Source organism: Geodermatophilus sp. SYSU D00696 (genome assembly GCF_054050235.1).
The window spans coordinates 52,471-64,950 of sequence record NZ_JBJGYY010000027.1; the positions used below are offsets into that span (position 1 = coordinate 52,471).

Below are 12,480 nucleotides of genomic sequence, written 5' to 3' on the forward strand. Positions count from 1 at the left end.
TGCCGGTGTGCCGTCACCCGGGGAGCCGGGCGCGCGGGGTGCGGTCCGCGCCACCGGGGGCGGCGCGGAGCCGGGCCATGATGCACGGGCGGGCAGGAGTGCGGAACAGGTCGGCGCGCGGCGACGCCCGGGCCACCCCGAGGGGGCGGCCGGGGCGTCGCCGATCAGGGGATCAGCCCTCGTGGACCAGCCAGAGGGTGCCCAGCGGCGGCGCGGAGACGGTGGCCGAGAAGGGCTGGCCGTGCCAGGGCTCGGCGACGGCGTCGACCCCGCCGTAGTTGCCGACCCCGGAGCCGCCGTAGAGCTCGGCGTCGGTGTTGAGCACCTCGCGCCAGCGCCCGCCGCGGGGCAGGCCGACGCGGTAGCCGTGGTGCGGCGTGCCGGCGAAGTTGCAGACCGCGGCCAGCACCTGGCCTCGTGTCTGCCCGCCCTCGACCTGCCCGCCGCGCTCGCCGGACTCCGCGGCCTGGGTGGCCGTGGGGACGTCGGTCACCTTCGGCCCGCCGTAGCGCAGGAACGTGACGACGTTGCCCGAGGCGTCGTTGGCGTCGATCCACTGGAAACCGGCCGGGTCGACGTCGAGCGACCAGAGCGCCTCGAGCTCGCGGTAGCGGGCGTTGAGGTCGGTGACCAGCTGCAGCACGCCGCGGTGCGCGGGGTCGTCGAGGTGCCACCAGTCCAGCGAGCGGCTCTCGGCCCACTCGCTGTCCTGGGCGAACTCCGAGCCCATGAACAGCAGCTGCTTGCCGGGGTGGGCCCACATGTAGGCCAGGTAGCCGCGCACGCCGGCCAGCTGCTGCCAGCGGTCACCGGGCATCTTCCGCAGCAGCGAGCCCTTGCCGTAGACGACCTCGTCGTGGCTGATCGGCAGCACGTAGTTCTCGGAGTAGGCGTACATCATCGAGAACGTCAGCTGGTTGTGGTGGTAGCTGCGGTGCACCGGCTGGCGGGAGACGTAGGCCAGCGAGTCGTGCATCCAGCCCATGTTCCACTTGAATCCGAAGCCCAGGCCGCCCAGGTGGGTGGGCCGGGTGACCCCGGGCCAGGCCGTCGACTCCTCCGCGATGGTGACCACGCCGGGCACCTCGCGGTAGACGGTCGCGTTGACCTCCTGGAGGAACGACACCGCCTCCAGGTTCTCCCGCCCGCCGTAGGCGTTGGGCACCCACTCGCCGTCCTCGCGCGAGTAGTCGAGGTAGAGCATCGAGGCGACGGCGTCGACCCGCAGCCCGTCGATGTGGAACTCCTGGCACCAGAACAGCGCGTTGGCGACGAGGAAGTTGCGCACCTCGGTGCGGCCGAAGTTGAACACGAACGTGCCCCAGTCCGGCTGCTCACCGCGGCGGGGGTCGTCGTGCTCGTAGAGGGCGGTGCCGTCGAAGCGGCCCAGCGCCCACGCGTCCTTGGGGAAGTGTGCGGGGACCCAGTCGACGATGATCCCGAGGCCGGCCTGGTGGGCCCGGTCAACGAGGTAGCGCAGGTCGTCGGGGTGCCCGAAGCGCGAGGTGGGGGCGTAGTAGCTGGTGACCTGGTATCCCCAGGAGCCGCCGAAGGGGTGCTCGGCGACCGGCAGGAACTCCAGGTGGGTGAAGCCGGCGGCGACGGCGTAGTCGACGAGCTCGTCGGCCAGCTGCCGGTAGGACAGCCCCTGCCGCCACGAGCCGAGGTGCACCTCGTAGATGCTCATCGGCCGCTCGTGCCAGCCGCCGCGCTCGCGCTCGGCCAGCCACGCGTCGTCGTTCCACTCGTAGGTGGACTCCGTGACCACTGAGGCGTTGAGCGGGGGCACCTCGGTGGCGAAGGCCATCGGGTCGGACTTCTCCCGCCACACGCCGTCGGCGCCGAGCACGTGGAAGCGGTAGCGGGCGCCGACCTGCACGCCGGGCACGAAGATCTCCCAGACGCCGATCGAGCCGAGCTGGCGCATCGGGTAGAGCCGCGCCTCCCAGTAGTCGAAGTCGCCGGTGACCTTCACGCCCTGGGCGTTGGGCGCCCACACCGCGAAGGAGACGCCCGCCACGGTGCCGCGCGGGGTGTCGTAGCGGCGGACGTGCGCGCCCAGCACGTCGTACAGCCGCTCGTGGCGGCCCTCGCCGAGCAGGTACTGGTCGAGCTCGCCGAGCGTGGGCAGCCACCGGTAGGGGTCGTCGACGGGGAAGGTGTCGGTGCCGTAGGTGACCTCGAGCCGGTAGTCGCCAGGCTGCGCGGGCAGCGTGGCCTCGAAGACGCCGCCCGGGTGGATCTGCCGGGCCTCGTAGCGGGTGTCGTCCTGGTCGAGGACGGCCACGGCGGAGGCGTTGGGCCGCAGTGCGCGCACCACCCAGCCCGAGCCGGACGGGTGTGCGCCGAGGACGCGGTGCGGATCCCGCGACCAGCCGTCCACGATCGCGCGCAGGTCCTCCTCGGTGACGGCGTCGGTCGCGTCGGGCGCGCCCTCGCCGCCGGCGCCGGAGGCCAGCCCGCCGCCGTCCCCCGGCTCGGGCTCGGGCCGTGCCTCGGGCTGGGCCTCGGGCTGGGACTCGGGCTGGGGTGCGGGGGCGCCGGAGGGGGACCCGGGCTCGGCGATCGGGGCCGGGGCGACCACCGGGGGCGTCGTGCCGCCCTGCTCGGCGACGATCTCGGCGGAGGGCTCGGCGGCGGTGTCGGCGGCCGTGCGCTTCGCGGGGGTGCGCGTGCGGGTGGCCTTCACCGGCGCCTCACCCGTGGCGGTGGTCGCCGCCGTGGCCTTCCTCGTCGTCCGCTTGGCCGCCTTCTTCGCGGCGGCGGGCTCGGCGGCGCCGTCGCCGTCGGTGACCGCGGCCGTGGTCGCCGCGGCCGTCTGCCCGGCGGGGGCCTTCTTGGCCGGGGCCTTCTTCGCGGGGACCTTCTTGGCCGCCGCCTTCTTGGCCGGGGCGCGCTTCTTCGCGGGGGCCGCGTTCACCACCGGCTCGCTCTCGGCCGCCTCGGCCTGGGCGGCGCGCTCGTCGACCACCCGCTGCAGTTCCTCCTTGGAGGCCGGCGCGTCGGCGGTCTCGTTGGCGGTGGGCGTACCGGGAGGGAGTGTCGAGTCGCTCGTCGTCATGGTCGCGTTGCCGTCCTCTGCCGTCGTCTCGTGCCGTCGTCTGGTCCGCGGGTGCTGACTCCGTGCGGTGTCGTCGTGCGGGTGGGGCTCAGGACTCCCCGGCGGTGAGCCGCGCCAACGACTGCAGCGGGATCATCAGCCAGTTCGGCCGGTTGCGCGCCTCGTAGACGCACTCGTAGACGGCCTTGTCCGCCTCGAAGGCCCGCAGCAGCGGGGAGTCCCCGCACGGGTCCATCTCGCCGGCCGCCGAGTAGCCCGTGCAGAAGGCGCCGCGGTTGCGCACTGCCCACTCCTGGGCGCGGTACGCGCGCTGGGAGTCGTCGGGCTGCTCCACGAGCATGTGCCGTGCGGCGTAGTCGAAGCTGCGGAGCATCCCCGCGACGTCGCGCAGCGGACTGTCGAGCTGCCGGCGTTCGGCCAGCGGCCGGGCCGGCTCGCCCTCGAAGTCGAGCACCACCCAGCCGGTCGCGGTCCGCAGCACCTGGCCGAGGTGGAAGTCGCCGTGCACCCGCTGGCGCACCACCTCCTCCGGGCTGTCGGCCACCGCGGCGAAGAGCGCGCGCAGTCCGGCCAGGTGCTCCTCGAGCTGGGGGACCACGCCCAGGGCCGCCTCCAGCCGGGCGTTCATCGCCTCCGCGCTGGCGGCGAACCAGGCGCGGTCGGCGGGCTCGCTCGGCAGCACGCGCGCGAGGTCGGCGTGCACCGACGCGGTCGCCGCGCCCAGCCGCTCGCTGTCCGCGGCGAAGTCCCCGCCGACCTCGTCGGCGTGCAGGTCGCCCTCGGCGTAGAGGTCGCGGACGCTGGCGGTGGCCAGCCGCCAGCCGTCGCTGGCGCCTCGGACGAAGGTCTGCAGCATCGCGACCGTCGCGGGCTCGGCCGACGGGTCCGGGTCGTCGATCTCGACGTACCCGAGCAGCGGGGCGATGTGCGGGTTCTCGGTCCGCCGCAGCGCCTCGCCGATCTCGACGTCGGGGTTGAGCCCGGGCTCGAGCCGGCGGAACAGCTTGAAGATGGCGTCCTGGCCGTAGACCAGCGAGGTGTTGCTCTGCTCGCCGGACAGGACGTCCCCGGGCACGCCCTCGGGGATGGGCGCGGGGGCATCGGCGTCGCCGGCCGGGTGGAAGTGCAGGGGCCCGACGGTGGCACCGGCGGCCAGGTTCGCCAGCCACGGCATCGTCGCGTCGCGGTCGCGCATCGCGTCGTAGGCGTAGTTCTCCCGCTCGGACCCGTCGGCGTCCTTGCCCGGCACCGCGCCGATGAACGCCCAGCTGAGGTCCTCCTCCGGGTGCGCACGCCAGGACAGCGGCACCAGGTAGGTCTCGACGGCGCCGTCGGTGTAGGTGACGCGGACGCGGTGCACCGAGACCACCGGCTCGCCGCGGGAGAGGAAGAAGCCCTCCTCGGTGACGTCGGCCCACTCCCGGCCCTTGCCGCCGAACCACCGCTGGTGCGGCATCCAGTCCCGCAGGACCCCGGCCAGTGCCGTGCTCATCGGGCGCCTCCGGTGCCGTGCGGGACGTCGTCGGGCGCCTCGCTCACCAGCCCGGAGGCCAGCAGCGAGTCGGCCAGCGGGCTGCTGGCGGTGTCGGTCGCGGCCGGCTCCTCGACCGGCTCGGCCGCCGGCTCCTCGGCCGGCCGGGCCAGCTCGAACCAGTAGAAGCCGTGCCCGGCGAGGGTGAGCATGTAGGGCAGGACACCGATCTGCGGGAACTCGACCCGGCCGGTGAGCTCGATGGGCGTGTAGCCCTCGAAGCGGCGCAGGTCGAGCTCCACCGGCTGCGGGAAGCGGGACAGGTTGTTGACGCACAGCACGACGTCGTCGCCGAACTCGCGGACGAACGACAGCACCGTCGGGTTGCGTGACCCGACCTCCTCGTAGGTCCCCAGCCCGAAGGTCGGGTGCTCCTTGCGGACGGCGATCATCCGGCGGATCCACTGCAGCATCGAGTTGGTGTTGCGCAGCTGCGCCTCGACGTTGGTGGTCTGGTAGCCGTAGACCGGGTCGGCGTTGAGGGGCAGGTACATCCGCTGCGGGTCGGCGGTGGAGAAGCCGCCGTTGCGGTCCGGCGTCCACTGCATCGGCGTGCGGACGCCGTCGCGGTCACCGAGCCAGATGTTGTCGCCCATGCCGATCTCGTCGCCGTAGTAGAGGACCGGCGAGCCGGGCAGGCTCAGCAGCAGCGCGTTGAACAGCTCGAGGGTGTTGAGGTCGTTGTCGAGCAGGGGTGCCAGCCGGCGGCGGATGCCGATGTTGGCCTTCATGCGGGGGTCCTTGGCGTACTCCGCCCACATGTAGTCGCGCTCCTCGTCGGTGACCATCTCCAGGGTCAGCTCGTCGTGGTTGCGCAGGAAGATGCCCCACTGGCAGTTGTCCGGGATCGACGGCGTCTGCGCCATGATCTCCGAGATCGGGAAGCGCTGCTCCCGGCGGGCGGCCATGAACAGCCGCGGCATGACCGGGAAGTGGAACGCCATCTGGCACTCGTCGCCGTCCTCGCCGAAGTACTCGACGACGTCGGCCGGCCACTGGTTGGCCTCGCACAGCAGCACGCGGTCGGGGTAGTCGGCGTCGACCACCTTGCGCACGTACTTGAGGAACTCGTGGGTCCTGGGCAGGTTCTCGCCGTTGGTCCCCTCCTCCTCGAACAGGTAGGGGACCGCGTCGAGCCGGAAGCCGTCGATGCCCAGGTCCAGCCAGAACCGCAGGGCGTCGATGATCGCCTCCTGCACCTTCGGGTTCTCGAAGTTCAGGTCGGGCTGGTGGGAGAAGAAGCGGTGCCAGAAGTACTGCTTGCGCACCGGGTCGAAGGTCCAGTTCGAGCTCTCGGTGTCGACGAAGATGATCCGCGCGTCGGGGTAGCCGGTGTCGTCGTCGGCCCACACGTAGAAGTCGCCGTAGGGGCCCTCCGGGTCGCTGCGGCTGGCCTGGAACCACGGGTGCTGGTCCGAGGTGTGGTTCATGACGAAGTCGATGATCACGCGGATGCCGCGCCGGTGGGACTCGGCGAGGAACTCCTTGAAGTCCTCGATGTCACCGAACTCCGGCAGCACGGCGGTGTAGTCGCTGACGTCGTAGCCGCCGTCGCGCAGCGGCGAGGCGAAGAACGGCGGCAGCCACAGGCAGTCGACCCCGAGCCACTGCAGGTAGTCGAGCTTGTCGATCATGCCGCGGAGGTCGCCGATGCCGTCGGCGTTGCTGTCGGCGAAGCCGCGGACGAGGACCTCGTAGAAGACGGCGCGCTTGTACCAGGTGGGGTCGGCGCCGCGGGGCGGCAGTGCGGAACCCGTCTGGGTCGGGTCGGGCACGGGGAGCGTCATCGGTGCGGGTCGTCCTCGCGTGTGGGGCGTTCGGGTGGAGGTCGGGCGGTCAGCGGACCGCCGGCGGCCAGGTCACCGGCCGCGGGAGGTGCACCGAGAGGACGTGCGCGGGCTCCCAGTAGGGGTCCAGCTCGACGTAGTTGACCTGGCCCCAGTCGTAGCGGGCGCCGGTGAGCTCGTCGGTGACGGCGAAGCGCTCGTGCCAGTCCAGGCCCAGCGCGGGCAGGTCCAGCGACGTCGTCCCGATCTGCCGGTTGTGGCTGTCGAGCGCGCAGACGACGAGGACGGCGTCCTGCGAGCCCGGGTCGGTCTTGGAGAAGCAGATCAGGTTGCCGTTGTCGACCGGGTGGAACCGCAGCGTGCGCAGCTGCTGCAGCGCCGGGTGCTGCCGGCGGATCTCGTTGAGCCGGCGCAGGTAGGGCGCGAGGCTGCGCCCGGCGCCCTCGGCGCCGGCCCAGTCCCGCGGCCGCAGCCGGTACTTCTCGCTGTCGAGGTACTCCTCGCTGCCCGGCCGCACCGCCACGTGCTCGAAGAGCTCGTAGCCGGAGTAGACGCCCCAGGTGGGGCTCATCATCGACGCCAGCACCGCCCGGATCTTGAACATCGGCGGCCCGCCGTACTGCAGGCTCGCGTGCAGGATGTCGGGGGTGTTGACGAAGAAGTTCGGCCGCATGTAGTGCGCGTTGGAGGCCAGCTCGCGGCCGTACTCCTCGAGCTCCTCGCGCGCGGTCCGCCAGGTGAAGTACGTGTAGGACTGGGTGAACCCGATGCGGGCCAGCTGGTGCATCATCGCCGGCCGGGTGAACGCCTCGGCCAGGAAGAGCACGTCGGGGTCGGTCTGCTTGACCTCCCAGATCAGCCAGTGCCAGAAGTCCAGCGGCTTGGTGTGCGGGTTGTCGACCCGGAACACCCGCACGCCGGCGTCCATCCACACCCGCACGACCCGCAGCACCTCGGCGTAGATGCCCTCGGGGTCGTTGTCGAAGTTGACCGGGTAGATGTCCTGGTACTTCTTCGGCGGGTTCTCGGCGTAGGCGATGGTGCCGTCGGGCTTGGTGGTGAACCACTCCGGGTGCTCCTTGACCCACGGGTGGTCGGGCGCGGCCTGCAGCGCGAGGTCCAGCGCCACCTCCATGCCCAGCGCCCGGGTGCGGGTGACGAAGGCGCGGAAGTCCTCCATCGTGCCCAGCTGCGGGTGGACGGCGTCGTGGCCGCCCTCCGCGCTGCCGATGGCCCACGGCGAGCCGACGTCGTCGGGCCCGACCTCGTGCGGGTTGCCCCCGGGGTACTGCGAGGTGTTCGGACCCTTGCGGTTGACCGTGCCGATCGGGTGGATCGGCGGCAGGTAGACCACGTCGAAGCCCATCTCGGCGATGGCCGGCAGCCGCTCCGCGGCGGTCCGGAAGGTCCCGTGCGAGGGCTTGCCGTCGACGACCGGCCCCTCCGAGCGGGGGAAGTACTCGTACCAGGAGCCGAACAGCGCGCGGGGCCGGTCGACCCAGACCTCGTGGTCGGCGGTGGGGGTGACCAGCTCGCGGACCGGGTGGGCGTCGAGGTACTGCTGCAGCCCGGAGGCCAGCGCCGGGGCGACCCGGTCGTGCAGGGTCAGCGAGGTGTCGCGCAGGTTCGCCGCGGCCTCGCCGAGCCGGCCGCGCCACTCGTCGTCGGCGTCGGCGGCCACCCGCTCGAGCAGCCGGGCGCCCTCCTCCAGGTCGTTGGCCAGCTCCCCGGGGCCCTGGCCGGCGTCGATCTTGACCTCGACGGCGTGGTGCCAGGTGGCCAGCGGGTCGCTCCAGGCCTCCACGCGGAAGGTCCAGCGCCCCTCGCGGTCGGGGACGACGGTGGCGATCCAGCGGTCGGGCTCGGCGCCGTAGCGGCGCATGCGCGTGAACGCGCCGCGCGTCCCGTCGGGAGCGGTCCAGACGACGTCGGCGGCGACGGCGTCGTGGCCCTCGCGGAACACGGTGGCCGTGATCGGCAGGTGCTCGCCGACCACGGCGCGGGCCGAGAAGGACCCGCAGGACACGACGGGAGCGACATCGGTGATGCCGAGGCGGAGGTCTGGTCGGCGAGTCATCCCGGCCACGCTATCCAGCGCGGGGGCCGCCCACACCTCGGCCTCGGCAGGGGTCCGGGCGGACCGCGGAGGGCCGGAACCGGGAGGGTGGGACGGGGGTGACAACGGTGTCGCCGACCTGTCCCGGTGGTGGCGTCTGGCTAGGCTCCCCGCGTGCGAGCACTGCGTCGGTTCACCGTCCGGGCGGCCCTACCCGAGGCCCTCCTGCCCCTCTCCCAGCTGGTCATGAACCTGCGCTGGTCCTGGCACCCGGAGACCCGTGACCTGTTCGAGGCGCTGGACCCCGACCTGTGGCGGCGCTGCAACAACGACCCGGTCAAGGTCCTCGGCGAGGTCTCCGCCCAGCGGCTGGCGGCGCTGTCCACCGACCGCCGCTTCCTGCGCCGGCTGCAGGACGTCGTCGACGACCTCGAGGACTACCTGTCGGCCGAGCACTGGTACCAGTCGCTGGGGCCCGACGCGCCGCGGAGCATCGCCTACTTCTCCGCCGAGTTCGGCATCACCGAGGTGCTCCCGCAGTACTCCGGCGGCCTGGGCATCCTCGCCGGCGACCACCTCAAGGCCGCCTCCGACCTGGGCGTGCCGCTGATCGGCGTGGGGCTGCTCTACCGCGCCGGCTACTTCGAGCAGGGCCTGTCCGCCGACGGCTGGCAGCTCGAGCACTACCCGTCGCTGGACCCGCACGGCCTGCCGGTCAAGCTGCTGCGCCAGCCCGACGGGTCCGCCGTCGTCATCTCCGTGCCGCTGCCCGAGGGGCGCACGCTGCACGCGCACGTGTGGCGGGCGCAGGTCGGCCGGGTGTCGCTGCTGCTGCTCGACAGCGACATCGAGGAGAACGCCCCGGCCGAGCGCAGCGTCACCGACCGGCTCTACGGCGGCGACGAGGACCACCGGCTGCGGCAGGAGATGCTGCTGGGCATCGGCGGGGTGCGGGCGCTGCGCGCCTACTGCCAGCTCACCGGCACCCCGCAGCCGGAGGTGTTCCACGCCAACGAGGGCCACGCCGGCTTCCAGGGCGTGGAGCGGATCCGCGAGCTGACCGAGTCGCACGGGCTGTCGTTCGCCGAGGCGCTGCAGGCGGTCCGCGCCGGCACGGTGTTCACCACGCACACGCCGGTCCCGGCCGGGATCGACCGCTTCCCGCGGGCGCTGATCGAGCGCTACTTCGCCGGCTTCGGCGTCCCGCTCGACCAGCTCATCCCGCTGGGCGCCGAGGACGACCCGGCGAAGTTCAACATGGCGCACATGGGGCTGCGGCTGGGGCAGCGGGCCAACGGCGTCAGCCAGCTGCACGGGCACGTCAGCCGCGGGATGTTCCGCGACCTGTGGCCCGGCTTCGACGAGGCCGACGTCCCGATCGGCTCGATCACCAACGGCGTGCACGCCCCGACCTGGACCGCCCGCGAGCTGGTGGAGCTGGGGACCCAGACCTCCAGCGCCGGCGATCCCGCCGAGAGCCGGGACCAGGCGTCCTTCGACGGCGTCGACCGCATCCCGGCGTCGGAGCTGTGGGCCACCCGCCGGATGCTGCGGGCCCGGCTGGTCGACGAGGTCCGCCGCCGGCTGCGCGACACCGCCCTCTCCCGCGGAGCGGCCGAGGCCGAGGTCGGCTGGACCGACAGCGCCTTCGACCCCGACGTCCTCACCATCGGCTTCGCCCGCCGCGTGCCCTCGTACAAGCGGCTGACCCTCATGCTGCGCGACCCCGCGCGGCTCAAGGCGCTGCTGCTCGACGAGGACCGGCCGATCCAGCTGGTCATCGCCGGCAAGAGCCACCCGGCCGACGACGGCGGCAAGCAGCTCATCCAGCAGATGGTCAAGTTCGCCGACGACCCCGAGATCCGGCACCGCATCGCGTTCCTGCCGGGCTACGACATCGGGATGGCCCGCTACCTCTACTGGGGCTGCGACGTCTGGCTGAACAACCCGCTGCGCCCGCTGGAGGCCTGCGGCACCTCGGGCATGAAGGCCGCGCTCAACGGCGGGCTCAACCTCTCCATCCGCGACGGGTGGTGGGACGAGTGGTTCGACGGCCAGAACGGCTGGGCGATCCCCACCGCCGACGGCGTCACCGACCACGACCGCCGCGACGAGGTCGAGGCGCGCGCCATCTACGACCTGCTGTCCACCCAGGTGCTGCCGCGCTTCTACGAGACCGACCGCGACGGCATCCCGACCCGCTGGGTGGAGATGGTGCGCCACACCCTGCGCGAGACCGGCCCGAAGGTGCTGGCCACCCGCATGGTCCGCGACTACGTCGAGCACCTGTACGTGCCGGCCGCCGGCTCCGCCCGCTCGATGGCCGACGCCGGGTACGCCCCGGCGCGCAGCGAGGCGCAGTGGCGGGCCCGGGTGCTCGAGAGCTGGAACGGCGTGCGGGTGGCGCACGTGGAGGCCACCGGTGCCGGCGACACCCCGGAGATCGGCTCCACGCTGGCGCTGCGGGCCGAGGTGGAGCTGCCGCACCTGACCCCGGCCGACGTCGAGGTGCAGGCGGCCTACGGGCGGGTCGACGACGCCGACGGCCTGCACGAGGTGACAACGGTGCCCATGCGGCACGAGCACACCGACGGCTCCCGGCACTGGTTCACCGCCACCCTGCCGCTGGAGCGCACCGGCGCCTTCGGCTACACGGTCCGGGTGCTGCCGCACTCCGCGCACCTGGCCGACCCCGCGGAGCTCGGCCTGGTGCGCTCGGCGTAGCGGCAGGCTCACCAGTCACGCCGGTCGCAGCGTCCCCACCGGGCGCGGCGACCGGCGTGGCGGTGCTGCCGGGCGACCCACTTCCCGCCGAGGTCACTAGGCTGGCGCGCATGCCCGACCGCTGTGAAGTCCTGCCCGGAGACGCCGTCGTCGCCCGACGCGGCGGGGGACTGCTCTGGGTCGACGCTCCGGGCTCGCCGGCCCTCGTCGCCGCCCTGCACGCCTGCCTGGGCGTCTCCGGCCCCGGCGCCGACCGCGTGCTGGCCGCCGTCGCCGCGCAGGTGCCCGCGCTCGGCGGGAGCTCGGCGTCCTTCGCCCTGGTCCTGGTCGACTCCGACGGGGGCTCGGGCACCGGCGTGGCCCTGTGGTCGGGCAAGGGCCAGCCCGCCGTCGACAGCGTCCCGGTCTCGGGCCAGCCCGCCGACGGGTGCACCCTCGCCACCGGGTTCCCGCTCGGGGGCACCCTCTACGTCGGCCCCGGCCAGGCCGCGCCCTCGATGCCGCCCGGCGTCGCCTACGACCTGCACCAGGGCACCGTCCCCGGCTCGGGCGCGCTGCTGCACCTGGCCGCGGTCGCGCACGCCGGCGCCGCCGCCCAGCCCTCCGCCGCCGCGTCGCCGTTCACGGCCGGCTCCGACGCCGGTTTCACCGGCGGGCCCTCCTACGGCGCCGCCGCGAGCGCTCCCTCCTACGGCTCGGCGGGTTCCTCGGGCGCGGGCTCGAGCCGCGTCGATGAGGGCGAGGAGACGGCGTTCTGGAAGCCCGACACCGCCTCGGCCCCGGTGCTGCGCTTCGACGACGGCCTGGTGGTCACCGTCGACGAGGATCTCGTCCTGGGCCGCCGGCCCGACAGTCACGAGCTGGTGACCTCGGGCAACGCCCGCCCGGTGCCGATCGCCGACACGCAGAACGTGCTCTCGTCGGCGCACGCCGCCATCCAGCGCAGCGGCCGCGAGGTCACGCTCACCGACCTCGGCTCGCTCAACGGCACGCACGTCGCCGGGCCGGAGGCCACCGAGTGGACCCAGCTCGAGCCCGGCGTCGCCCACCCGCTCGCCGACGGTGACCGGCTGCTGCTCGGCTGGACGGTCATCACCTACGAGCAGCCCCAGGACTGACGGAGGGCCCTCCTGCCCCCCACCGCCCGCACGCTCGCGGCGGGCTCCTGCAGGAGGGCCACGTCCTCCCTCACCGCAGGGCGTCCTCCCTCACCGCAGGGGGGCCTCCCCCCCGGGGGGCCGTGTGGGTGGGCGCCCGCCGATCACGTCCCCTGAACCCCGCCGGGCAACCACACCGGGGGCGCCCGCCACCCCCCCCCCAC

6 protein-coding genes are annotated in these 12,480 nt (G+C 73.4%); 2 read left to right on the forward strand and 4 right to left on the reverse strand.

Translation table 11 applies throughout. The features are described 5' to 3' along the window. Positions 1-172 precede the first annotated feature (172 nt). The 4 genes from glgB to ACI79O_RS16955 all read right to left on the reverse strand — a co-directional run bounded on the left by glgB (position 173) and on the right by ACI79O_RS16955 (position 8,456). Positions 173-3,061 carry a 1,4-alpha-glucan branching protein GlgB gene (gene glgB / locus ACI79O_RS16940; RefSeq protein ID WP_456890607.1) on the reverse strand — a complete coding sequence of 963 codons (2,889 nt, stop codon included), beginning with the start codon at positions 3,059-3,061 and terminating at the stop codon, positions 173-175. Positions 3,062-3,149: 88 nt separating this feature from the next. Then, positions 3,150-4,553: a maltokinase N-terminal cap-like domain-containing protein gene (locus tag ACI79O_RS16945; RefSeq protein ID WP_456890608.1), complete on the reverse strand. Its 1,404-nt coding sequence runs from the start codon at positions 4,551-4,553 to the stop codon at positions 3,150-3,152. After that, entirely contained in the window at positions 4,550-6,379 is a 1,830-nt protein-coding gene (treS, locus tag ACI79O_RS16950) for a maltose alpha-D-glucosyltransferase (protein ID WP_456877300.1), read from the reverse strand. Before treS ends, ACI79O_RS16945 begins: the two co-directional genes overlap by 4 nt. A gap of 49 nt (positions 6,380-6,428) precedes the next feature. Continuing rightward, positions 6,429-8,456: an alpha-1,4-glucan--maltose-1-phosphate maltosyltransferase gene (locus tag ACI79O_RS16955; protein WP_456914712.1), complete on the reverse strand. Its 2,028-nt coding sequence runs from the start codon at positions 8,454-8,456 to the stop codon at positions 6,429-6,431. Between the two features lie 153 nt (positions 8,457-8,609). Here ACI79O_RS16955 and glgP point away from each other — a divergent pair, with 153 nt between their 5' ends. Together glgP and ACI79O_RS16965 are read left to right on the forward strand one after the other, a co-directional pair. Next, positions 8,610-11,159: an alpha-glucan family phosphorylase gene (glgP, locus tag ACI79O_RS16960; RefSeq protein WP_456890610.1), complete on the forward strand. Its 2,550-nt coding sequence runs from the start codon at positions 8,610-8,612 to the stop codon at positions 11,157-11,159. Positions 11,160-11,269: 110 nt separating this feature from the next. Then, positions 11,270-12,277, forward strand: coding sequence for an FHA domain-containing protein (locus tag ACI79O_RS16965; RefSeq protein WP_456890611.1), 1,008 nt, complete (start codon positions 11,270-11,272; stop codon positions 12,275-12,277). The last annotated feature ends 203 nt before the right edge of the window (positions 12,278-12,480 follow it).

Coding starts and splice junctions, on each gene's coding strand:
- glgB (WP_456890607.1), bottom strand. CDS start 3,061: ATGACGACGAGCGACTCGACACTCCCTCCCGGTACGCCCACCGCCAAC.
- ACI79O_RS16945 (WP_456890608.1), bottom strand. CDS start 4,553: ATGAGCACGGCACTGGCCGGGGTCCTGCGGGACTGGATGCCGCACCAG.
- treS (WP_456877300.1), bottom strand. CDS start 6,379: ATGACGCTCCCCGTGCCCGACCCGACCCAGACGGGTTCCGCACTGCCG.
- ACI79O_RS16955 (WP_456914712.1), bottom strand. CDS start 8,456: ATGACTCGCCGACCAGACCTCCGCCTCGGCATCACCGATGTCGCTCCC.
- ACI79O_RS16965 (WP_456890611.1), top strand. CDS start 11,270: ATGCCCGACCGCTGTGAAGTCCTGCCCGGAGACGCCGTCGTCGCCCGA.